The 21,554-nt window shown below is 74.3% G+C and carries 20 protein-coding genes; 12 read left to right on the top strand and 8 right to left on the bottom strand.

The features are described 5' to 3' along the window. Nucleotides 1-57 precede the first annotated feature (57 nt). From ACPC54_RS06010 to ACPC54_RS05995, 4 genes are all read right to left on the bottom strand, one after another. Nucleotides 58-1,062, bottom strand: a complete 1,005-nt coding sequence (locus tag ACPC54_RS06010; protein WP_498961677.1) for an ABC transporter substrate-binding protein — start codon at nt 1,060-1,062, stop codon at nt 58-60. 83 nt (nt 1,063-1,145) lie between these two features. Beyond that, a complete protein-coding gene (locus tag ACPC54_RS06005; protein WP_498961675.1) occupies nt 1,146-2,033 on the bottom strand; it encodes an ABC transporter ATP-binding protein in 888 nt (295 codons plus the stop codon). Further along, nucleotides 2,033-3,046 carry a FecCD family ABC transporter permease gene (locus ACPC54_RS06000; protein ID WP_498962421.1) on the bottom strand — a complete coding sequence of 338 codons (1,014 nt, stop codon included), beginning with the start codon at nt 3,044-3,046 and terminating at the stop codon, nt 2,033-2,035. The genes ACPC54_RS06005 and ACPC54_RS06000 overlap by 1 nt, the downstream gene beginning before the upstream one ends. Nucleotides 3,047-3,063: 17 nt before the next feature. Next, complete coding sequence (locus ACPC54_RS05995; RefSeq protein ID WP_498961673.1) at nt 3,064-4,098, bottom strand: FecCD family ABC transporter permease; 1,035 nt, start codon at nt 4,096-4,098, stop codon at nt 3,064-3,066. A gap of 271 nt (nt 4,099-4,369) precedes the next feature. Here ACPC54_RS05995 and ACPC54_RS05990 point away from each other — a divergent pair, with 271 nt between their 5' ends. The 5 genes from ACPC54_RS05990 (at nt 4,370) to ACPC54_RS05970 (ending at nt 11,470) form a co-directional block, all read left to right on the top strand. Then, nucleotides 4,370-5,173, top strand: coding sequence for a (2Fe-2S)-binding protein (locus ACPC54_RS05990; RefSeq protein WP_498961671.1), 804 nt, complete (start codon nt 4,370-4,372; stop codon nt 5,171-5,173). Between the two features lie 119 nt (nt 5,174-5,292). Continuing rightward, a complete protein-coding gene (locus tag ACPC54_RS05985; protein ID WP_498961669.1) occupies nt 5,293-5,694 on the top strand; it encodes a VOC family protein in 402 nt (133 codons plus the stop codon). Nucleotides 5,695-5,864: 170 nt separating this feature from the next. Beyond that, nucleotides 5,865-6,899: an alpha/beta fold hydrolase gene (locus ACPC54_RS05980; RefSeq protein ID WP_498961667.1), complete on the top strand. Its 1,035-nt coding sequence runs from the start codon at nt 5,865-5,867 to the stop codon at nt 6,897-6,899. A 122-nt stretch (nt 6,900-7,021) separates the two neighbouring features. Next, entirely contained in the window at nt 7,022-9,058 is a 2,037-nt protein-coding gene (locus ACPC54_RS05975) for a serine/threonine protein kinase (RefSeq protein WP_498961665.1), read from the top strand. 774 nt (nt 9,059-9,832) lie between these two features. Next, nucleotides 9,833-11,470 (top strand): M4 family metallopeptidase, encoded by a 1,638-nt coding sequence (locus tag ACPC54_RS05970; protein WP_498961663.1) that lies wholly within the window; start codon nt 9,833-9,835, stop codon nt 11,468-11,470. Here ACPC54_RS05970 and ACPC54_RS05965 read toward each other — a convergent pair. Continuing rightward, a complete protein-coding gene (locus tag ACPC54_RS05965) occupies nt 11,467-11,946 on the bottom strand; it encodes a winged helix-turn-helix transcriptional regulator (protein ID WP_498961661.1) in 480 nt (159 codons plus the stop codon). The two genes, ACPC54_RS05970 and ACPC54_RS05965, sit on opposite strands and share 4 nt — an antisense overlap. Before the next feature lie 127 nt (nt 11,947-12,073). Between ACPC54_RS05965 and ACPC54_RS05960 the strand changes: the two genes are divergently transcribed. Continuing rightward, nucleotides 12,074-12,751, top strand: coding sequence for an NADPH-dependent F420 reductase (locus tag ACPC54_RS05960; RefSeq protein ID WP_498961659.1), 678 nt, complete (start codon nt 12,074-12,076; stop codon nt 12,749-12,751). 197 nt (nt 12,752-12,948) lie between these two features. Here ACPC54_RS05960 and ACPC54_RS05955 read toward each other — a convergent pair whose 3' ends face one another. Further along, nucleotides 12,949-13,806, bottom strand: coding sequence for a MerR family transcriptional regulator (locus tag ACPC54_RS05955; RefSeq protein WP_498961657.1), 858 nt, complete (start codon nt 13,804-13,806; stop codon nt 12,949-12,951). A 204-nt stretch (nt 13,807-14,010) separates the two neighbouring features. Between ACPC54_RS05955 and ACPC54_RS05950 the strand changes: the two genes are divergently transcribed. From ACPC54_RS05950 to ACPC54_RS05940, 3 genes are read left to right on the top strand one after another with little or no spacing between them, the layout of a single operon-like run. Then, complete coding sequence (locus ACPC54_RS05950) at nt 14,011-15,672, top strand: flavin-containing monooxygenase (protein WP_498961655.1); 1,662 nt, start codon at nt 14,011-14,013, stop codon at nt 15,670-15,672. Further along, nucleotides 15,669-16,643 (top strand): alpha/beta fold hydrolase, encoded by a 975-nt coding sequence (locus ACPC54_RS05945; RefSeq protein ID WP_498961653.1) that lies wholly within the window; start codon nt 15,669-15,671, stop codon nt 16,641-16,643. The genes ACPC54_RS05950 and ACPC54_RS05945 overlap by 4 nt, the downstream gene beginning before the upstream one ends. Beyond that, nucleotides 16,640-17,557, top strand: a complete 918-nt coding sequence (locus tag ACPC54_RS05940; RefSeq protein WP_498961651.1) for an SDR family oxidoreductase — start codon at nt 16,640-16,642, stop codon at nt 17,555-17,557. The genes ACPC54_RS05945 and ACPC54_RS05940 overlap by 4 nt, the downstream gene beginning before the upstream one ends. Nucleotides 17,558-17,661: 104 nt before the next feature. Here the strand turns inward: ACPC54_RS05940 and ACPC54_RS05935 are convergent, their stop codons facing one another. Next, a complete protein-coding gene (locus tag ACPC54_RS05935) occupies nt 17,662-19,059 on the bottom strand; it encodes an aminotransferase-like domain-containing protein (RefSeq protein WP_498961649.1) in 1,398 nt (465 codons plus the stop codon). Between the two features lie 99 nt (nt 19,060-19,158). On the opposite strand from ACPC54_RS05935, the gene ACPC54_RS05930 reads away from it, so the two are divergent. Next, nucleotides 19,159-19,851, top strand: coding sequence for a LysE family translocator (locus tag ACPC54_RS05930; protein WP_498961647.1), 693 nt, complete (start codon nt 19,159-19,161; stop codon nt 19,849-19,851). A 37-nt stretch (nt 19,852-19,888) separates the two neighbouring features. Here the strand turns inward: ACPC54_RS05930 and ACPC54_RS05925 are convergent, their stop codons facing one another. Next, complete coding sequence (locus ACPC54_RS05925; RefSeq protein ID WP_498961645.1) at nt 19,889-20,092, bottom strand: hypothetical protein; 204 nt, start codon at nt 20,090-20,092, stop codon at nt 19,889-19,891. Nucleotides 20,093-20,178: 86 nt separating this feature from the next. Between ACPC54_RS05925 and ACPC54_RS05920 the strand changes: the two genes are divergently transcribed. Both ACPC54_RS05920 and ACPC54_RS05915 read left to right on the top strand, forming a co-directional pair. Beyond that, the gene (locus ACPC54_RS05920; RefSeq protein WP_498961643.1) at nt 20,179-20,328 is read left to right on the top strand and encodes a hypothetical protein; all 150 of its coding nucleotides are present in this window, start codon (nt 20,179-20,181) and stop codon (nt 20,326-20,328) included. A 160-nt stretch (nt 20,329-20,488) separates the two neighbouring features. After that, nucleotides 20,489-21,262: an SDR family NAD(P)-dependent oxidoreductase gene (locus tag ACPC54_RS05915; RefSeq protein ID WP_498961641.1), complete on the top strand. Its 774-nt coding sequence runs from the start codon at nt 20,489-20,491 to the stop codon at nt 21,260-21,262. The last annotated feature ends 292 nt before the right edge of the window (nt 21,263-21,554 follow it).

The raw sequence follows: 21,554 nt of genomic DNA, 5'->3' as shown, positions 1-21,554 counted from the left end.
GACGACAGATAACAGATGTTGAAATCTGTCATCTGTTCGCTGTCGTCCGTCGGCGGCCTACTTCGGCGCGTCCACCCCGGCGGCCTTGGCGATGTCGACGAGCATCGCGTCGGCGGCCTGGACGCCGATGCCGGACATCCAGGTCTCGTCCGGCACGGTGAAGACCTTGTTGTTCTTGACGGCGTTCAGGCCCTGCCAGACCGGGGTCTGCTGGACCTCGCTCTCCTTGGTCTTGGTCGGGTCGTCGGCGGTGGTGACGAACACCAGGTCGGCGTCGGCCTGGCCGATCTGCTCCGCGCTGACCTCGATGATGTTCTTGTCCACGTCCTGCGCGGCCGGGCGGGTCAGGCCGACGTCCTTGAGCACCACGCCGCTGTACGAGGACTTGGCGTACAGGCGGGTCGGCCCGGCGACGAAGCGGACCACCGAGGCGGTCGGCATCGTCCCGTTGTTCTTCGCCTTGATCGCCTCGCCCAGCTTCTTGGCGCGCGCCTCGTAGTCGGCGAGGGCCTTCTTCGCCTCGTCCTCCTTGCCGAGCGCCTGGGCGTACAGCGCGAGGTTGTCCTTCCACGGGAACCCGGTGGTCTCGGCGAGCACGGTCGGGGCGATCGCGTTCAGCTGGTCGTACACCTTGGCGTGGCGGACCTTGGAGGACAGGATCAGGTCGGGCTTGAGGGAGGCGATCAGCTCCAGGTTCGGCTCGTTCATCGGGCCGACGTCCTTGGTGTCCTTGATCTTGTCCTTGAGGTAGTTCGGGAACCCGCCCTCGGTCTTCATGTGGGGGGACACCGCGCCGACCGGGGTGATGCCGAGCAGAGTGACGTCGTCGAGCTCGCCGCTGTCCAGCACCACGACGCGCTTGGGCTGGGCCTTGATCTCGGCGGTGCCGGCGGCGTGCTTGACGCTGCGCGGGAACGCGGCGGCGCTGCCGGGCGCGGCGGAGGAGGCGGCGGCGGTGCCGCCTCCGGCCGCCTTGTTGTCGCCTCCGCCGCTGCCGCAGGCGGCGAGCAGGGTGGTGGAGAGGGCGGCGGCGAGGACGGCGACGGGCAGTCGGCGGTTCATCGGGGGGTTCCTTGCGTCGGGGAGAACGGATCGGACGGATCGGACGGATCGGGCGGGTCGAACGGGGGAGGGGGAAAGGGAGTTCAGGCAACGGGGATGGCGGCGCGCCGCCGCCCCCGGGGCACGACGAGCGGCGTGCCGGTCTCCGGGTCGGGCACCACCCGGCAGGGCACCTGGAAGACGGCCTCCACCAGCTCGGCGGTCAGCACCTCGGCGGGTGGTCCGGCGGCGGCGAGCCGCCCGTCCTTGAGCACCACCAGGTGGTCGGCGTACCGGGCGGCCTGCCCGAGGTCGTGCAGCACCATGACGACGGTGCGCCCGGCCTCGGCGTGCAGGTCGGAGACCAGGTCGAGCACGTCGAGCTGGTGCCGCAGGTCGAGGAAGGTGGTCGGCTCGTCGAGGAGCAGCAGGTCGGTCTCCTGGGCGAGCGCGAGCGCGATCCACACCCGCTGGCGCTGCCCGCCGGAGAGCCGGTCGACCTGCCGGTCGCGCAGTTCGGCGGTGCCGGTGCGCCGCAGCGCCTCCTCGACGGCGGCCTGGTCGGCCTTGCTCCACGGGCTGAGCATCCGCTGGTGCGGGTAGCGGCCGAGCCGTACCAGCGCCTCGACGGTGACGGCCTCGGGGGTGACGGGCTGCTGCGGCAGCAGCCCCATCCGCTTGGCGAGTTCGCGGGCGGGCATCCGGTGGATGTCGGCGCCGTCGAGGGTGACGGTGCCGGCGGCCGGGTCGAGCAGGCGGACGAGTCCGCGCAGCAGGGTGGACTTGCCGCAGGCGTTCGGGCCGACGATGGCGGTGACGGCGCCGCCGGGCAGTTCGAGGTCGAGCCCGTCGACGATGGTCCGCTCGCCGTAGCGCAGCCCGAGCCCGTGGGCGGCGAGCCGGTTGACGGAACCGGAACCGGAACCGGAACCGGAACCGGAATCGCGGCCGCGGCCGCGGCCGCTGCCGCTGCCGGTGTTGGCGCTGGTCATCAGCTGCTCCTCTGGGGAAGCCGGCCCTGGCGGATCATCAGCACCAGAAGCCAGGGCGCGCCGAGGGTGGCGGTGACGGCACCGACCGGCAGCCCGTGGACGGGGATCACGTGGAGGACGAGGAGGTCGGCGGAGAGCAGCAGCACGGCGCCGGTGAGCGCGGTGAGCCCGAGGGTGCCGGGGGTGGGCGGTCCGGCGAGCAGCCGGACCAGGTGCGGGACGGCGAGTGCGACGAAGGCGACCGGTCCGGTGAGGGCGGCGGCGAGCGAGGCGAGGGTGATGGTGAGGAGCAGCAGCCAGAGCCGGTCGCGGGCGGGGTCGAGGCCGAGGGCGCCGGCGGAGTCGTCGCCGAGGTCGAGGACGGCGACGCGGCGCTGGCACAGGAGCAGGCCGGCGGTGGTGAGCGCGATGGCGCTGCCGCCGATCCACACCTCGGTCCAGTTGCGGCCGTACAGCGAGCCGGTGGTCCACTGCAGCGCGGAGGAGGCGAGCTCGGCCGGGAACCGTACGATCATCAGGTTCACGGCGGCGGCCAGGCCCTGCTGGACCGCCAGGCCGACCAGCACCAGCCGGGTGACGGCCATCTTCGAGCGCCAGGCGAAGCCGCCGAGCAGCATCGCGGCGAGCAGTCCGCCGCCGACCGCGGCCAGCGGGATGAGCTGCTGGGAGGCGCCGGTGGCGAGCATCAGCACCGCGCCGAAGGACGCGCCGCCGGTGATGCCGATGGTGTCGGGGGCGGCCAGTGGGTTGCGGAACAGCCGTTGCAGCATCGAGCCGGCCACCGCCAGTGCGGCGCCCGCGATCAGCGCGGACACCACGCGTGGCGCCCGGAACTGCTGGACCACCAGGACGTTCCCGGCCTCGCCCTGCCCGACCAGGGCGCGCAGCGCGTCCCAGACGGAGATGTTCACCCGGCCGGTGCCGAGCGCGATCCCGGTCAGCAGGACCAGCAGGGCGGCGGCGAGCGCGGACCACGCGGCGGTGCGGGCCCGGCGGCGGACGATCGCGCCCATCGGGGCGGTGAGCGCGGTCACTTGGCCACCTTCCGGGCCAGCACGGCGAGCAGCGGCGCGCCGAGGAAGGCGGTCACGATGCCGACCTCGATCTCGGAGGGGCGCACCACGAGCCGGCCGAGCACGTCGGCGGTGAGCAGCAGCAGCGGACCGGTGATCAGGCAGCCGGGCAGCAGCCAGCGGTGGTCGTTGCCGAGCAGCGGACGGACCAGGTGCGGCGCGGCCAGTCCGATGAACGCCACCGGTCCGGCGACGGCCACCGCTCCGCCGGCCAGCAGCACGACGGCCAGCCCGCCGACCAGCCGGATGCGGGTCACCGGCACGCCCAGCGACTGCGCGCTCTCGTCGCCGAGGGCGAGCGCGTTGAGCGCGGGCGCGACGGCGAGCGCGGCCAGCAGGCCGAGGGCGAGGAACGGCAGGACGGGGGTGAGGGCGTCCAGGTGCCGCCCGGCGATCGAGCCGACCAGCCAGAACCGGGCCTCGTCGAGGGTGCGGTGGCTGGCCAGCATCAGCGCGGACGTCCAGGAGGTGAGCACTACGGTGAGCACGGTGCCGCCGAGTGCGAGCCGGACCGGGTCGAGGTCCCCGCCGCGCCGGGACATCGCGTACGCGGCGACGGCGGCGACGGCCGCGCCGGCGAAGGCGAACCAGACGTACTCGACCGGGCGGGAGAGGTCCAGCGCGTAGATCGCGGCGACCACGGCGAGGCTCGCACCGGCGTTGATGCCGAGGGTGATCGGCGAGGCCAGCGGGTTGCGGGTGACGCCCTGGGCGACGGCCCCGGCGACGCCGAGCGCGGCGCCGACCGCCAGGCCGATCAGGGTGCGCGGGACCCGAAGGCCCGTCACCACATCGGCGTCGGTGCCGTGGGCGGAGCCGGTGAGGGCGTCCACGACGGTGGCCAGCGGGACGGAGCGGGAGCCGAGCGCGAGGCTCAGCGCGGCGCACAGCACCAGGGCGCACAGCCCGGCGGCCAGCAGCAGGGGCCGCCGGAGCGCCGAGGATCGGGGGGTCGCCGGGGCGGTGGTGCCCGGCGGGTCGGTTCTCAACACGAGGCGACATATTAGGTTAGGTTTACCTAACTTCGTCAACCTCGGGTCGGGCCTCCCGGGGATTCCGGCCCCGGTCGCCCCCGGTGCGGGGCTGGTTCGGGGTGGGTGCGGGGCGGGTGTGGCCGGGTGGCCGATGGTGCGCTTGAGGCATTGTAAGGTGAGCCTCACCTTATTCGATCATCCGGAGTCGATCTCGGGAGCGCCGATGACCCCCGGAACACCCCTGCCCTCGCCCGTGGCAGCGCCTCTGGCCCTACCCCTGGCTTCGCCCGTGGCCCTGCCTCCGGCCGCCGTGCCCGCCTCGGCGGCCGACTACCGGCGCCTGCGCGACCTCTGCCCCGTGCTCGACCTGCGCCTGCTCGGCCCCGCCGACCCCGACCCCGCCGCCGCGGACGGCTGGCACAGCGGAGCCGAACTCGCCACCGACGAACGGGCCCTGGCCGCCGCCCTGGCCGGCGAGGAGGCCCGCATCGCCGCCGCTCACGGCCGCGCCCCCCGCCCGCACGTCACCGCCTCCCGGCTGCTCCACCACTACGCCTGGTCCGCCTGCCTGCTCATCGCCGGCCCCTGGCACCTCGCCCGCCAGGTCCCCGACCTCACCCCCGGCGACCTCTGGCTGCACACTCCCACCGGCGACCTCGCGCTGCGCCCGCGCCCGCACCTCGCCCTCCCGCCGCTGCCGCCGCCCGGCGAGGACGAACTGCGCGCCGAACTGCGTTCCGCCGTGGTCGCCCACCTCGAACCGCTGGTCGCCGCCTTCGCCGGACCCACCCGCCGTCGCGACCGCGCCCTCTGGGGCATGGTCACCGACGACCTCGCCTCCGCCCTCTGGTACCTGGGCCGGATGCTCGGCGCGGAGGACGCCGCGGTGGCCGCCGCCGAAGCCGTCCTGCCCGGCGGCACCCTCCCGCTCCCCGGCGCCGCCGACTTCCGCCGCCTGCACACCCCGGACGGGCGCGCCCACCACACCCGGACCCGGCTCGGCTGCTGCCTCTACTACGCCGTCTCCCCGGCCGCCGAAGCCTGCCTGACCTGCCCGCGCACCTGCGACGAGGAACGGCTGCGCCGACTCTGACGGACGGTCGGCCCGCCGCCGGCCGCCGTCGTGGCCCTCGCCGTTCCCGCTGCCGCGGCCGTCGTCGTGGCCGCACCCCGGGCGGTCGGCCGTCAGTGCCGTGCGCTAGCGTCCCGTCCATGATCGATGCGACGACGCGGGTCCGGATCGCCCGTCCCTCCCGGGACCTGGCCGCCGCCGAGCGCTTCTACGTCGGCGGCCTCGGCCTCGACGTGCTGTGGCGCACCACCGGGCGGGTGTCCGGCAAGCACGACCTGCTGATGGTCGGCCCGCCCGGCGGTGCCTGGCACTTCGAGCTCACCCACGACCCCGAGCACCCGCTGGAACCGACCCCGACCGTGGACGACCTGTTCGTCGTCTACCTCGGCGCGCCCGCCGACGACGCCCTCGTCGCCCGGCTGGAGGCCGCCGGCGGCAGCCGCGTCCGGGCCCACAACCCGTACTGGGACGAGCACGGCGTGACGGTGTCCGACCCGGACGGCTACCAGTTGGTGCTCTGCTCCCGCACCTGGGGCGCCTGACCGGGCCCGACGTCGAGGGTTTGTTGGCTTGGCGGTCACCCGGCGAACGGTCGGTGTTCGACCTTTCGTACGGTACGACGGCCAGCGTCGGATGATCGACCGGACACGGGGGACGGTCGAACGCGCGGGGGCGCCGCGTCCTCGCGGACGGATCCATGGGGGGATCGACGATGCGGAACACACGGAACACCCACGGCTCACCGGGCGCGCCCGGCCTGCGCGCCGTCCAGGACGCCATCGTGCGGGCACTGGCCGAGCGCACCCGCGGCGGGGTGCGGGCGGGGGAACTCGACCGGGACGGACGGGCGTTGCGCTGGGTGGAGGCCGGCCGGGCGGACGGCCGCCCCCCGGTGGTGCTGATCGCGGGCTGCGGCGACAGCTCGCTCGCCTGGGCGCCGGTGCTGCCCGAACTCGCCGAACACGGCCGGGTGGTGGCGTACGACCGGGCCGGCCTCGGCGCCAGCGAGCCGCGCCGTGGCGCCGGCCCCGACCTGGACGCCCAGGTCGCCGACCTGGCCGCGCTGGTACGCCGGCTCGACGCCGGCCCGGCCGTCCTGGTCGGACACAGCTGGGGCGGCCAGCTGGCCCAACTCCTCGCCTGGCAGCGGCCGGAGCTCGTGGCGGGCCTGGTGCTCGTCGACCCGGCGCACGAGGAGTTCCAGCCGCCGCTGATCCGGGCCGCCGAGACGGTGCTCCACCGGGTGTGGCTGCTCCGGTCGGCGCTCGCGAAGCCCGTGACGGCCGGGGGCGCCGGCGGTGCTGGGGGTGTCGTGACCGCAGGGGGCGCCAGGGGCGCCAACGGCAGTGGTGCCGCCGCCACGGCTATCGCGGGCACGGCGCTCGGCGCCGCCGCCGCGGCCGCCGAGGCCGCCGAGGCCGCCGTCCTCGCCCACCGCCACCAGCGCCGGACCGTCCTCGACGAGAACCGGCTCACCGCCCTCGCCGTCCCCGAACTGCGCCGACGCCGCGCCGCCGCGCGACTGCCCGAGGTGCCGGTGACCGTCCTCAGCGCGACCAAGGGCCTGCCCGCCGCGATGCGCGGCCAGTGGACGGCGATGCAGGCACGCATCGTGGCCGGCCACCCGAGGGGCCACCACGTCGTGGTGCCCGGGGCGGGTCACGCCGTCCACGCCGACCGGCCCGCAGCCGTCGTCGCCGCCGTGCTGGAGGCCGTCGACCACGCCCGGAGCGTCCGCCTCCGGTGACCTGACCGTCCCGCACCGGCCAAACCCCGCCCTCGGGAAGGATGCTGGGCCCCGGGCACCCTCTGGCACACTGTGGGCCGACGACCCGCTGGGCGGGTCATGACACACCTGGGGGCAGGGGCATGATTGGTGCTGGCACCGTGCTGAACGTCCGGTACCGGCTGATCGAGCGGCTCGGTCGCGGCGGCATGGGCGAGGTCTGGCGGGCCCACGACTCGGTGCTGGCGCGCGAGGTCGCGGTCAAGATCCTCAACGCGGAACTGTTCGAGAACGCCGCCGCGATCGAGAGCTTCCGCCGGGAGGCCCAGCTCGTCGCCGCGATCGACCATCCGGGCGTCGTGAAGGTCCACGACTACGGCGAGAGCGGCGACGGCTCCGGCGACGGCACCGGCGACGGCACCGGTGAGGGCGGCGGGGGCGGGGGCTCCGGAGAGGGCGGCGGCGGGGGCACCGGCGACCGCTGCGCCTACATCGTGATGGACCTGATCGACGGCCGGCCGCTGAACCAGGTGCTCGAAGCGGACGGGCGGATGCCGCCCGAGCGGGCCCTCGGCATGGTGGCCGCCGCGCTGGACGCGCTGCACGCCGCGCACCAGCGCTCCATCGTCCACCGGGACGTCAAGCCCTCCAACCTGATGGTGCGCCGCAGCGACGACGCCGTGGTGGTGACCGACTTCGGCATCGCCCTGGCGATCGCCGGGACCAAGGCCACGAAGCGCTCCGGCGTCATCGGCACGGCCGCCTACATGTCCCCCGAGCAGGCCGTGAACGGCCGGATCGGGCCGGCCTCCGACCTGTACTCGATCGGGGTCGTCTGCTACGAACTGCTGGTCGGCACCCTGCCGTTCGTCGGCGACGGGCCGGTGCAGGTCGCGATCAAGCACGTCCACGAACCGGTGCCGGAGCTGCCGAGGACCGTTCCGGCGGCCGTCCGCGAACTGGTCGCCCGCGCGCTGTCCAAGGCGCCGGAGGACCGGTACGCGAGCGCCGCCGAGATGGCGGCGGCGGCCCGGGCGGCGGTCGGCCTGCCGCCCGGAGCGGTGTCCGCCACCGGCACGGTCGACCTGCGGGGGAAGGCCGGCGCGGGCGCTCCGGGGCCCGCCGCCGCGGCGCCGGACCCGGCCGGAGGGCCGCGGCCGGTCGTGAAGGCGGAACCGGTCGTGAAGGTGGACCCGAGCCGGCCGACCGAACCGGTCGGGCGCCGCTCACGTCGCACCCTGCTGGTGCCGGTCATCATTCCGGCCGTCATATCGGTGGGCACGGCGACCGCGCTGCTGATCGACCGCAGCCCCGGCAGCTCGGACGCGGCCGCGCCGCCCGGCACCCAGCCGACCGCCGCCGCGACGGCCCCGGCCACCCCGGGCGGCGCCGCCCCGGGCGCGGCCACCGCCGCCACCACCGCGCCGACCGGGACCCCGAGCGCCACCCAGCCCGGCCAGCAGCCCGGCACCCCCGACAAGGGGCAGCCGCAGCCGCAGCCGCAGCAGCCCGGCACGGCGCCCGGCGCGGGCGGCAACGGCGGCGGGTCCGGCAGCGGGGGCCAGGGCGGGGGCGCTGCCGGCGGCACCACGGCGCACCAGCCGGCCCCCGCACCCGCTAACCCCGCCAACCCCGGCAACCCCGCCAACCCCGCCAACCCCAACCCGCAGCCCCCGCCGCAGAACTCCTCCGGCGGCCCGTCGTCCGGCGGTTCGTCCGCCGGGGGCTCGTCCCCCGCCGGGGGCAACCCGCCGCCGGCGCAGAGCCCGGCCCGGCCGGCCAACTGCGGCGGCGACAGCTGGGTCCGGATCGTCAGCGTGTCGACGGGCACGGCGATCGGGATGGCCAACGACAGCCTTGCGAGCGGCACCAAGATCGTCCTGGGTGGCGCCTCGCAGTACGGCTGGTCGATCACGACCGGCACCTGGAACGAATACCACGCCTGCAACTCCGGCGGCCCGATCCTCGCGTACGACTTCGGGGCCGACTCGGTCAGCCTCGGCGACTACTACAGCAGCTTCACCTACCGGTGGACGGTCCAGTCCACCGGCTCGGGCACGTACACCCTGGGCGACCTCAACAACAGCCGGTGCATGACCGCCATCGGCGTCGGCCAACAGGTCGCCATGCAGAGCTGCACCCCCGGTCTCGCGGCCCAGCAGTGGCGGATCCAGCCGTAGCGACCGGCCGGTTGCAAGCGGCGCACGGTGAGTGAAATCGCCTGGCGGGCCCATCGGTTGACCCGAAGGGCTGCTTCGGCCGGCGAAATCGAGGGCGTGCTGCGGAGCTGTCGCAGTCGTGGGCACCGGGGGAGGCGGGGCTGCTGCGGGACTCGGCGATCTTCTCGGTCACCGGGGAGGAGTGGCCGGTCTGTCGCGCCGGGCTGGAGCGGCGGCTGGCGCTGTTGCGCGCGACCGCGCGGCAGGTCAGGCCGTACGCCCGGCGGCCGATGCCCTAGTGGGACCTGCCGGGCCATTATCAGAAGTCCTGTGTGGCCGGCAAGGGTGCCTGGTGGCGGGACCTCGCCACCGGCCGTCAAGAGTCCGTGTGGAAACTTCTACACGAATGTAAAAGACGGTCGGAGGCCACCGGCGATCGCCGGTCGAACCGACGCTCGATCGGCGACCCGGCGTCGGCCCAGGCGGCCGGGCGTGATCGGGCCCGGAGCATTCGGTGCGGCCGGGTGAATCGTCCGGTTTCGTCCGTCACTTGAACCTCTTTACCATCTGGCGGGACCTGGCCAATTCCTGAGGCAGACCTGTCAAAAAGGCGGCCGGGCTGCCACGCTTCTCGGCAACCCCAGCGGTAGCCCCCACCCCCACCCACGGTGGCGAGCCGCTCTAGCGCACGGGGTCACTGCACGTCAGCGCCCGTCCCGCCCCACAGGTGCCGACCCCGGCCCCCGGGACGAGGCGTGACCGCGCCCTTACGCGGTTTCCCGGAAGGACTCGTACGTGAAGCGAAAGCTCGCGGCTGTCGCCGTCGTCTCGGCCACCGCCCTTCTGACCGGCGTCGTCCAGGTGAGCGTCTCCCAGGCCGCCCCTGCCGCCCCCTCGATCCAGGCCCAGGCCGCCCACCAGCACGCCGCGGTGGTCGCCGTGGCCAACGGTCAGTCCGCTCCGCTCGCCAAGGCGCTCAACCTGGGCGACCAGGAGAAGCTCGTGGCGAAGGACGCCGTGATCGACCAGGACGGCACCAAGCACCTGCGCTTCGAGCGGACCTACGCCGGCCTGCCGGTCCTCGGCGGCGACCTGGTCGTCCACCAGAAGGCGGACGGCGGTGTGAAGTCGGTCGACAAGGCCGCCACCGCCAAGATCGCGCTGCCGAGCCTCACCCCGCAGATCCCGGCCGACCAGGCCGCCGCCGGTGCCGCCGGCGCCGTCAAGGCCACGGTCGGCCAGACGATCGACTCCGACGAGTCCCCGCTGGCCGACGTGCACCAGACCGGCAAGGCCGAGCTGGTGGTCTGGGCGAACGACAACAACCCGCGCCTGGCCTACCGCACCACCGTCGAGGGCGTCCGCCAGGACGGCACCCCGAGCAGCCAGATCCTGATCACCGACGCGGCCAGCGGCGCGGTCCTCTCCACCCACGAGAAGATCGAGACCGCCGCCGGCACCGGCAACGGCGTCTTCGTCGGCCAGGTCCCGCTGACCACCAACCAGAACGGCTCGCAGTACGAGCTGAAGGACGCCACCCGCGGCGGCCAGTCCACCAGCGACATGAGCAACGGGACCTCGGGCAGTGGCTCCCTGTTCGCGAACCCGAACAACAGCTTCGGTGACGGCACCGCCGGCAACCGCGAATCCGCCGCCGTGGACGCCCAGTTCGGTGCTGCCACCACCTGGGACTTCTACAAGAACACCTTCGGCCGCAACGGCATCCGCAACGACGGTGTCGGCGCCCTCAGCCGCGTCCACTACGGCTCCAACTACGTCAACGCGTTCTGGAGCGACGACTGCTTCTGCATGTCGTACGGCGACGGTGCCAACAACTCCGCCCCGCTCACCGAGATCGACGTGGCCGGCCACGAGATGACCCACGGCGTCACCGCCGCCACCGCCGCGCTCAACTACTCGGGCGAGTCCGGCGGCCTCAACGAGGCCACCTCCGACATCATGGGCACGATGGTCGAGTGGTACGCCAACCTGCCCTCGAACCCGCCGAACTACCAGATCGGCGAGCTGATCAACCTGCGCGGCGACGGCAGCCCGCTGCGCTACATGGACCAGCCGAGCAAGGACGGCTCGTCCGCGGACTACTGGGACCCGAACGTCGGCAACCTGGACGTCCACTACTCGTCCGGCGTCGCCAACCACTTCTTCTACCTGCTGTCCGAGGGCAGCGGCGCGAAGACGGTCAACGGGTTCAGCTACAACAGCCCGACCTACGACGGCTCCACGCTCGCCGGTATCGGCCGCGACAAGGCCGCGCAGATCTGGTACAAGGCGCTGACCGCGTACTTCACGTCCACCACCGACTACGCGGGCGCCCGTGCGGCCACCCTCAGCGCGGCGACCGACCTGTACGGCGCCAACAGCAACGAGTACAACGCGGTCGCCGCCACCTGGACGGCCGTCAACGTCAACTAGGCCGGGAACGACGCCGGTTCGGGTCCGAGTTGGGCGGGTCCGAACCGGCGGGCTCCCCGATGAGGGGTCCCGTCGAGCCTCGGGTGCGGCTCGGCGGGACCCCTCTGTTCCGTTTCGGCCCGCTCCTGGGCGGCGAGCACGGCGTCCCCGTGGACGGCGGCCCACGCGCCGAGCGCGCGGATCGGGCCGAGCAGGGCGGTGCCCGCCTCGGTGAGGGCGTAGTCCACCCGGGGCGGCGCCTCGGCGTAACGCCGGTGCTCCACCAGGCCGTTGAACTCCAGTCGGCGCAGCGTCTCGTTGAGCACCTTCGGGCTGATCCCGCCGATCCGGGCCAGCAGCGCCCGGGGGCGCATCGGACCCCGCTCGCCGAGGACGTACACCACCACGCTGTCCCACCGGTTGGCGATCACCTCGAAGGCCAGCCGGGCATGGCAGTCGGCGGCGAACACGGCGCCGCCCAGATCGTCGGTCTCCATCCCCCCATCCTGCCCCAGCCGTTGCGTACCGGGCGGTGTGCAACGGCCGGACTAGCGTCCTGGGCACGGCGGTTCGCCCGGTGCGGCGGGTCGGCGAAGACGGCTGACGACGGTGGGGAGTGGGCATATGCGGACGATGCGGATCGGCATCCTCGGGACGGGTGCGATGGCGGCGGCGCTCGGCGGGGCCTGGGTGCGGGCCGGGCACGAGGTCACGGTGGGCGGGCGAGACCCCGAGGCGGCCCGGCGGCTCGCCGCCCGGATCGGGGCGACGGGCGGCGGCGACCCGGCCGCGGCGGTGCGGTCGGCCGAGGCGGTGCTGGTCGCGGTGCCGGCCGGGGCGGCGGTGTCGGTGGTCGCGCCGCTGGCGGCCGAGCTGGCCGGGCGGGTGGTGCTGGACTGCACCGTGCCGATGGCCCCCGGCGCGGACGGACCGGCCCTGACCACGGCCGGGGCCGGGGACTCGGTCGCCCGGCGGCTCGCCGCGGCGGCCCCGGACGCCCGGGTGGTGAAGGCGTTCGGCATCTGCCACGAGAGCATCTGGACGATGCCGCGGCCGAGCTTCGACGGCGCGCCGCTCGGCGTCCCGTACTGCGCGGACGATCCGGGCGCGGGCGCCCTGGTCGCCGAGCTGGTGGACTCGATGGGGTGCGTGCCCGTGCCCTGCGGCGGCCTCGACCGGGCCGCGCTGCTGGAGGCGACGGCGGTCTTCGCGGTCGGTGTCTGGTGGTCCGGCGGCGAAGCCCGGCACGTCTTCCCGTCGCCGGCTCTCGCCCCGGGGGCGGTGGACGACGAGGCGGAGTAGCCGGCGGGCGGTGGCGGGCGGCGGGCGGAGCGCGGCGAACAGATGACAGCTGACAGATGACAGCTGACGGATAACAGATGACAGCTTTCAACATCTGAAAGTTGTCATCTGTTGTCCGTCGGCTGTTTCCTGTGAGCTGTTCGACGCCGGGGCCCCGCTGTCGGTCGCCGCCGTCAGGTCCTTGCGGATCTGGTCCGTTACGCCTCGCCGCCGGGTTCCGCGCCCGGCTCGGGCTCGTTCTCCGGCTCGTTCTCCGGCTCGTTCTCCAGCCCGTTCTCCCGCCGCTGGCGCAGCAGTTGGTCGTACTCGACGTGCACCCGGCGGTCCATGGCGAGGGTGAACTGCGCGTCGGCGACGGTGCGGGCCAGCGGCCGGACCCGCAGGATGCGTTCGGTGAGCCGGGCCGCTTCGCCGGGGGCGAGCGGGGTGTCGGCGGAGAGCGCGCTGAGCAGGTGCTCGCTGACCACCTCGATGAAGATCTCGGCGATCGCGTCCACGTGTTCGCGGGTGCGCCGGCTGGCGTCGAGCACGGCGGAGAGCGGCACGCCCTCCGCGACGAGTTCGGTGGTGGCGTCCATCAGCCGCCGGCTGACGTGGGTGATGCCGTCGTCGGCGATGGTGATGTAGCCCTGGGCGATGGATTCGGCGGTGTTCTCCTCGGTGAGCTGGTCGCCGAAGGCGGCCTTGAGCTCGTCCCAGTCGAGCCGCACCGGGGTCTCGTCCGACCAGGGGGCGACGATCGCGGCCTCCAGCCCGATGAGTTCGGCGACGTCGCGGCCGCTCTCGCCGGCGCCGATGAGTTCGGTGATGCCGCCGAGGGTGTGGCCGCGGTCGAGCAGTTCGGCGATCATCCGCAGCCGGGCCAGGTGCTCGTCGCCGTACCAGGCGATCCGGCCCTGCTTGCGGGGCGGCTGGAGCAGTTTGCGTTCGCGGTAGAAGCGCAGGGTGCGGGTGGTGATGCCGGCCGCCTCGGCCAGTTCCTCCACCCGGTATTCGCGTCTGCCGTTCTTCTCGTCGCCCGCGGCTGCGCTGACCTTGTCCACGGCGTTCAGCATAGGTGCGCGCGCGGCCGGGGCTTCGGCGGCTTGGAGAATGGGTGGTCGAAGCCGCGCCGAATCCGCACTGCCGCTCTTCTTCCATCCGGTGTCGGCAAGGGCTACCCTGCCAACCATGCCAGTGATTACTGGCGCGATTGCAAGGGTCCCCGGGCAGGCCCCGGGAGAGCGCGATCACCGCCCCCACCCTCAGGAGGAGGCCGCATGGCATCCAGCAGCAAGCTCCCGCGCCCGGGCGCTCCCGACGCGTCCGCGCCGGAGCAGGCCGTCCCGCACGTCCGGGTGGCGGTGATCGGATCCGGCTTCGGCGGCCTCGCCGCCGCCGTCCGCCTGCGGCGCGCCGGGATCACCGACTTCGTCGTCCTGGAGCGGGCCGACTCGGTCGGCGGCACCTGGCGCGACAACAGCTACCCCGGCTGCGCCTGCGACGTGCCCTCGCACCTCTACTCCTACTCCTTCGCGCCGAACCCCGAGTGGCCGCGCAGCTTCTCCGGCCAGCCGGACATCCGCGCCTACCTGGAGAAGGTCGCCACCGTCTTCCGGCTGCGCCCGCACCTGCGCTTCGACACGGAGGTGCTGGAGGCCCGTTGGGACAACGAACGGACCCACTGGCGGATCTCCACCTCGGCCGGCGACTGGACCGCCGACGCCGTCGTGTCCGCCGCCGGACCGCTCGCCGACCCGCAGATCCCCGACCTGCCCGGGCTCGACGCCTTCCCCGGCAAGGTGTTCCACTCCTCCCGCTGGGACCACGACTACGACCTGACCGGCAAGCGCGTCGCCATGGTCGGCACCGGCGCCTCCGCCGCCCAGATCATCCCGTCGATCCAGCCGCGGGTCGGCGAACTGACGGTCTTCCAGCGCACCCCCGCCTGGGTCCTGCCGCGCCGTGACCGTGAGATCACCAAACTGGAGAAGTGGCTGCACACCCAGGTGCCGGCGACCACCTCGATCCGCCGCGGCACCCTCTTCGCGCTCCGCGAGCTGCAGGTCGACGCCTTCGTGCGCCGCCCCGGCCTGCTGCGCGTCGTCCAGCGGCTCGCCCAGCGCCACCTCGCCCAGGCGGTCGCCGACCCGGCGCTGCGCGCCAAGCTCACCCCGGACTACCGGATCGGCTGCAAGCGCATCCTGCTGAGCAACACCTACTACCCGGCGCTCGCCGCACCCAACACCGAGGTCGTCGCGGCCGGCCTGCGCGAGGTGCGCGGCTCCACCCTGGTCGCCTCGGACGGCACCGAGCGCGAGGTGGACGCCATCGTCTTCGGCACCGGCTTCCACGTCACCGACATGCCCATCGGCTCCCGGGTGTTCGGCGCGGACGGGACGAGCCTCGCCGAGGAGTGGAAGGACGGCATGGAGGCGCTGCGCGGCTCGACCGTGCACGGCTTCCCGAACCTGTTCTTCGTCATCGGCCCCAACACCGGCCTCGGCAACAGCTCGATGATCCTCATGATCGAGTCCCAGGTGAACTATCTGATCGACGCGTTGACCACCCTCGACGCGGTCGGTGCGGCCGCCATGCAGCCCACCGCGCGCGCCCAGCGGCGGTGGAACCTCGCACTCCAGCACCGGATGGACCGCACGGTGTGGACCACCGGCGGCTGCCGCAGCTGGTACCTCGACCCGAACGGCAAGAACACCGTGCTGTGGCCCGGCTCCACCACCTCCTTCCGCCGCGCCACCCGCAAGGTCGACCTCGGCGAGTACGAGCTGACGATGCGGCCCGGGCCGGCTCCCGCGTCGGCCGCCACCGCCGCTCCCGCGTTCGCCGCCACGGGCGCTCCCGCGTCGGCCGCCACGTCCGCCGCCACCGCCGCTCCCGCGTCGGCCGCCACCTCCGCCGCCACCCGGGAGGTGTCCGCGTGAGCGCCGTCCGGCCGCCCGCCGACTACGAAGCACCCCTGCCCGTCGAGGAGTTGAGCGTCCGCTCGGCGGACGGGATCCGGCTGCACGCCGAGGTCCACGGCCGGCCCGGCGCGCCCACCGTGGTGCTCGCGCACGGCTGGACCTGCTCGATCGCCTTCTGGGCGCCGGTGATCCGCAGACTCGCCGACCACTACCGGGTGGTGGCCTACGACCAGCGCGGCCACGGGCGCAGCGAGGTCCCGCCGAGCCGGGCCCGGTACTCCACCCGCGCGCTCGTCGACGACCTGTCCGCCGTGCTCGCCGCCACCGTCCCGGCGGGGGAGCGGGCCCTGCTCGCGGGCCACAGCATGGGCGGGATGACCATCATGGCCGCCGGCGGCCGCGCCGAGGTCGCCGAGCGGACCGCCGCCGCCGTCCTGGTCTCCACCGGGGCGGGGGAGTTGGTGGCCGAACTCACCGTGGTGCCGGAGGGCGTACGCCCCGCCGGCCTGCGCCGCTTCCTGCACCGGCGGCTGCTGCACGCCCGACTGCCGCTCGGACCGGTCACGCCGCTGAGCCGGGCCGCGCTCAAGTACGCCACCATGGGCCCGGGTTCGCCGGCCGGCCAGGTCGAGGCGACGGCCCGGATCGTGCACGCCTGCCCGGCCGCCGTCCGGGCCAACTGGGCGAGGGTGCTCGACCGCCTGGACGTCCATGCCCCGCTCGCCCGGCTCGGCGTGCCGACGGCGGTCGTCGTCGGCACCGCGGACCGGCTCACCCCGCAGGTGCACGCGCACCGCATCGTCGCCGAACTGGCCGACCCGCAGGGGCTGTTGCTGCTGCCGGGCGTCGGCCACATGGCGCCGCTGGAACGGCCGGCGGAGGTCGCGGCCGAGATCCGCCGGATGGCGCTCGCGTACCTGGCGGCCGCCGCTCCCGCCCCTGCCGTTCCCGTCTCCGTCCCCGAGGTCGAGAGGACCGCCGCCGCATGAACACCATCCCGCCGCTGTCCGAGCAGGTCGTCGTCGTCACCGGGGCCGCCCGCGGCGTGGGCGCCTCGCTCGCCCGGAAGCTGGCCCGCCGCGGGGCGAAGGTCGCGCTGCTCGGCCTGGAGCCGGAGGAGCTGAAGGACGTCGCGACCCAGTGCGGACCGTCCGCGACCAGCTGGGAGGCGGACGTCACCGACCTCGACGCGCTGAGCGACGTCGCCCGGCGGATCAAGGAGCACTACGGCCGGATCGACACTGTCGTCGCCAACGCCGGGATCGCCATCGGCGGGCCGCTGGCCGACAGCGACCACCGGGCGTTCAGCCGGGTGATCGAGGTCAACCTGCTGGGCAGCGTCGCCACCGCGCGGGCCTTCCTGCCGGCGCTCGCCGAGAGCCGCGGCTACCTGCTGCAGATCGCCTCGCTCGCGGCGCTCACCCCGGCGCCGCTGATGAGCGCGTACTGCGCGAGCAAGTCCGGGGTGGAGGCCTTCGCCCACTCGATCCGCGCCGAGGTCGCCTACCAGGGAGTCAAGGTCGGTGTCGGGTACCTGAGCTGGACCGACACCGACATGGTGCGCGGCGCCGACCAGGACGCGGTGCTGAAGCAGATGCGCAGCCGGCTGCCGTGGCCGGCGAACAAGACGTACCCGCTGGAGCCGGCGGTGGACCGGATCGTCGCCGGGATCGCCCGCCGCTCCGCGCACGTCTACGCGCAGGCCTGGCTGCGCGGCATGCAGCCGGTCCGCTGGATGCTGCCGAGCCTGATCGCACTGGTGGGCTCCCGCGACGTCGCCAGGCTCGCGCCGCAGCTCGCCGCGACCGCCGCCTCGCGGCTGCGCGCGGTCGGCGCGGGCGGCGCAGCCGACACGGCTGCGGACTCCGCCGTGCGGGGCGGCCGGAGCGGTCCGGCGAGCTGACGGACGGCGGAGGGCGGGCGGCTGACAGCTGACGACCGACGGCGAACAACGAACAGATGTCAGCGAACAGATTTCAGATGTTGAAAGTTGTCATCTGTTCGTTGTCATCTGTCGCCTGTGATCTGTTCGCCGTCGCTCGCCTCCGCCCCCACCGCCCCCACCTCCCCGCCAGCTCCCGGCCCCTCCGCCGCGATCCGTTCCAGCGTCGCCAGGGCCCGCTCGAGGACCGGCAGCGGGGGCGAGGCCAGCCCGATCCGGACGGCGGACGGTGAGCGCCGGGGGTCGACCGCGAACGCCGCCGCCGGGGTGACGGAGATGCCGGCCCGGGCCGCCGCCGCGACGAAGGTCTCCGCCCGCCACGGCGGCGCCAGCCGCCACCACGCGAAGTACGCGCACCGGTCGGCCGACAGCCGCCGCCCGCCGAGGACTTCGCGCGCCAGCTCCAGCCGCGCCGTGGCGTCGGCCCGCTTGGCGGCCGCGACCGCCGCGACTGTGCCGTCACCGATCCAGCGCACCGCCGCCTCCAACGCGTAGCCGCTCGGCGTCGACCCGCCCGAGCGCAGCGCCCCGGCGACCCGCTCGCGCAGCGCCGCCGGCACCACCGCGACCCCGACGCTCAGCCCGGCCGCGAGCCGCTTCGACAGGCTGTCGACGAGGACCGTCCGCTCCGGCGCGAGCGCGGCGAACGGCGCGAGGTCCGGGCGCAGGAAGGACCAGATCGCGTCCTCGACCACCGGCAGGTCGAGCCGCCGCACCTGCGCCGCCAGCGCCGCCGCCCGCTCCGGCGGCATGCTCGTCCCGAGCGGGTTGTGCACGCGCGGCTGGACGTACAGCGCCCGCAGTGGCGCCGTCCGGTGCGCGGCGGCGACGGCGTCGGGCAGCAGCCCGTCCTCGTCGACGGGCAGCGGCACGAGCCGGATGCCCAGCCGTTCGGCGACCGCCTTGACCACCGGGTAGGTCAGTTCCTCGACCCCGAGCCGCTGCCCCGGCGGCACCAGCGCGGCCAGCGCCGCCGCGACGGCCTGCCGCCCGTTGCCCGCGAAGAGCACGGCGTCCTCCGGCAGGCCCCGGTCCGGGCCGCCGACCAGTCCGGCGAAGGCGCGCCGGGCCGCCGCCGTCCCGGCCGCGCCGACCGGCCGCAGTGCCTCGGCCAGCGCGTCCGGCCGCAGCAGCGGCGCGAGACCGGCGGCGAGCAGCGCGGACTGCTCGGGGACGGCCGGGTAGCTGAGCTCCAGGTCGACGGGCGCGGCGCCCGGTTCGGCGAGCGCGACCCGGCCGCCGCCGCCCGGCGCGTCCCCGGCCCGGACGAAGGTGCCGCGCCCGACCTCGCCGGTGGTCAGTCCGCGCCGGACGAGCTCGCGGTAGACGCGTGTCGCGGTGGAGTTGGCGATGCCCCGGCGGCGGGCGAAGTCCCGTTGGGTGGGGAGCTGTTGGCCGGGCCGCAGCCGTCCGGCCGTGATGTCGGCGGCGATCTGGTCGGCGATCGCGCGGTAGTCGTCCACGGCCGGTCGGTCCCTCCGGGCTGTTTCGGCGCCGCCCGGATTGCACCGAGCGCAAAGTCATCATTGCATCGAGTAGGGAGCCCGGCCTAGCCTCCTCGCATGGATGATCTGCTCTCTGCCGTGAACGGGTACGTCGCGAACGGACACGTCGTGGACGGCCACGCCGTGCTCGGGATCGCGGCCGTGGCCCTGACCATGGCGCTGTCGCCGGGCCCGAACATGATCTACCTGGTCTCGCGCTCGATAGCCCAGGGCCGCCGGGCCGGTCTGGTGTCCCTGACCGGGGTGGCGGCCGCGTTCCTGGTGTACCTGATGGCGGTGACGGCCGGGGTGGCCGCGGTGTTCTCGGTGGTGCCCGCGCTGTACACGGCGATCAAGCTGGCGGGCGCCGGCTACCTGCTGTGGCTGGCCTGGAAGGCGGTGAAGCCGGGCGGTGCGGCGGTGTTCGCCCCGCAGCCGCTGCCGCCGGACCCGCCGCGCAAGCTGTTCGCGATGGGCTTCCTGACCTGCCTGCTCAACCCCAAGATCGTCATCATGTACCTCTCGCTGCTGCCGCAGTTCGTGGCGCCGGAGCGCGGCCATGTCGCCCTGCAGAGCCTCGTGCTGGGCCTGGTCCAGATCGTGATCGCGGTCGCCGTCAACGGCCTGATCGCGGTCAGCGCCGGCAGCATCGCCTCGTTCCTCGGCCGTCGCCCGACCTGGCTGCGGATCCAGCGCTACGCGATGGGCACCGTCCTCGCCGGCCTGGCCCTGCACATCGCCACCGACCGCGCCAAGGCCGTCGCCGCGTAACACCGAAGCCGAGGCCCGGGGCGTCCCGGAGCCGCCCTCACACCTGCGACGCCAGTTCCCGCAGCAGCCCGTAGCCGCACTGCAGGAACCGCCCGTCCAGGCCGGGGCCGGTGTTGGCGAGCGCGGCGACGGCGGTGCCGCTGGGCGGCGAGAAGCCGACGAACGCGGTGAAGCCGCGGGTGCCGCCGGTGTGGAAGTAGAGGTCCCGGCCGCCGGGCGTCGGTGGTTCCAGACCAGGCACAGCTCGTCGCCGGAGTGCGGCAGGCGCAGCCGCGGCCGCCGCACCTCGCCGAGGGCCCGGCCCAACTCGCCCTCTCCGAGCCATAGGTGGGCGAGCGGGTAGCGCAGCAGGCCAGCGCGCGCGAGCCGACCCGCTGGGCGGTGGCGAGGACTTCGTCCTCCACCATCAGCGTGCCGAGCGCATCGAGCTCGTCCGGCGGCGCCAGCAGCGCCCGGGTCGTGGTGGTCCCGAACTGAGCAAGCATCAGATGTGCCTCCTCATCCGGTCGTCACCGCCCGGTCGGGCGATGCCCCTGTCCGACGCTACGAGCCCTCGGCGGCCGGCCTCCGCAGCCCGCCGAGCTGGGGTGTTGCCCTGGGTGTGGGCGTGGCTGCGGGGAGTCGGTACGGTCTGGGCATGACCACAGCCTTGATCACCGGCGCTACCGCCGGCATCGGAGCCGCGTTCGCCCGCCGACTCGCCCGCGGCGGCCACCGGCTCGTCCTGGTGGCCCGCGACACCGGGCGTCTGGAGCGTGCCGCCGCCGACCTGCACGCCGAGTACGGCGTCGAGGCGGAGGTGCTGACCGCCGACCTCGCGACCGAGGAGGGCATCGCGGCCGTCGAGGCCCGCCTCGCGGACTCCGCCCGCCCGGTGGACCTGCTCGTCAACAACGCCGGGTTCGGCAACAAGGGCGCGTTCGGGACGGTCCCGCTGCAGGACGAGCTGGACATGCTGAAGGTGCACATCGAGGCCGTGCTGCGGCTGACCACGGCCGCCCTGCCTGGCATGCGCGAGCGCGGCCGGGGCGCGGTGGTGAACGTCGCCTCGGTGGCCGCGTTCCTGCCGCGCGGCACGTACGGGGCGAGCAAGGCGTGGGTGGTGAGCTTCACCCAGGGCGTGCTGCGCGACCTCGGCGGCACCGGGGTGCGGATGATGGCGCTGTGCCCGGGCTTCACCCGCACCGAGTTCCACCAGCGGGCCGGCATGGGCACGGGCAACATCCCGCGCTGGTCGTGGCTGTCGGCGGAGCGGGTGGTGGACGAGGCGCTGCGGGACCTGGCCCGGGGCAAGTCGCTGTCGGTGCCGGGCAAGCGCTACAAGACGGTGGTGGCCCTGGCCCGCCTGTTGCCGTCCGGCGGCTTGGGCGGCCTCTCCTCCAAGGCGGCGCGCACCTACCGGACGAACTGACGGCGGCGCCGGACGGACGGCGGGCCCCAAGGGCCAAAGTCCCCAGTGGCCCGAGGAGTCGCACGGCCAGGCGGCCTCGGCACCGGGAATAGAGCAACCCTCACTATTAGCTTGCCTAACTATGAGCTAACCCCGCTATGCTGAGGCCGCCCGCCCCGGCACGGCCCCTTCGGCCGTGCCCGCGTCGTGCCGAACCCTGTCCGCCGGAACATGTCCGCCGGAACATGTCCGCCGAAACCCGTTCGCCGAAACCCGTCCGCCGGCGCGCGCCCGCCGCGCGCCCCACCCAGGG

This window comes from Kitasatospora sp. NPDC094028, assembly GCF_049543595.1.
Classification (GTDB): Bacteria; Actinomycetota; Actinomycetes; order Streptomycetales; family Streptomycetaceae; genus Kitasatospora.
This window is presented reverse-complemented; position numbering and strand designations above follow the sequence as displayed.

Coding starts and splice junctions, on each gene's coding strand:
- ACPC54_RS05985 (WP_498961669.1), top strand. CDS start 5,293: ATGATCGATGCGACGACGCGGGTCCGGATCGCCCGTCCCTCCCGGGAC.
- ACPC54_RS05930 (WP_498961647.1), top strand. CDS start 19,159: ATGGATGATCTGCTCTCTGCCGTGAACGGGTACGTCGCGAACGGACAC.
- ACPC54_RS06010 (WP_498961677.1), bottom strand. CDS start 1,062: ATGAACCGCCGACTGCCCGTCGCCGTCCTCGCCGCCGCCCTCTCCACC.
- ACPC54_RS06000 (WP_498962421.1), bottom strand. CDS start 3,046: ATGGGCGCGATCGTCCGCCGCCGGGCCCGCACCGCCGCGTGGTCCGCG.
- ACPC54_RS06005 (WP_498961675.1), bottom strand. CDS start 2,033: ATGACCAGCGCCAACACCGGCAGCGGCAGCGGCCGCGGCCGCGGCCGC.
- ACPC54_RS05950 (WP_498961655.1), top strand. CDS start 14,011: ATGGCATCCAGCAGCAAGCTCCCGCGCCCGGGCGCTCCCGACGCGTCC.
- ACPC54_RS05980 (WP_498961667.1), top strand. CDS start 5,865: ATGCGGAACACACGGAACACCCACGGCTCACCGGGCGCGCCCGGCCTG.
- ACPC54_RS05955 (WP_498961657.1), bottom strand. CDS start 13,806: ATGCTGAACGCCGTGGACAAGGTCAGCGCAGCCGCGGGCGACGAGAAG.
- ACPC54_RS05960 (WP_498961659.1), top strand. CDS start 12,074: ATGCGGACGATGCGGATCGGCATCCTCGGGACGGGTGCGATGGCGGCG.
- ACPC54_RS05940 (WP_498961651.1), top strand. CDS start 16,640: ATGAACACCATCCCGCCGCTGTCCGAGCAGGTCGTCGTCGTCACCGGG.
- ACPC54_RS05965 (WP_498961661.1), bottom strand. CDS start 11,946: ATGGAGACCGACGATCTGGGCGGCGCCGTGTTCGCCGCCGACTGCCAT.
- ACPC54_RS05975 (WP_498961665.1), top strand. CDS start 7,022: ATGATTGGTGCTGGCACCGTGCTGAACGTCCGGTACCGGCTGATCGAG.
- ACPC54_RS05915 (WP_498961641.1), top strand. CDS start 20,489: ATGACCACAGCCTTGATCACCGGCGCTACCGCCGGCATCGGAGCCGCG.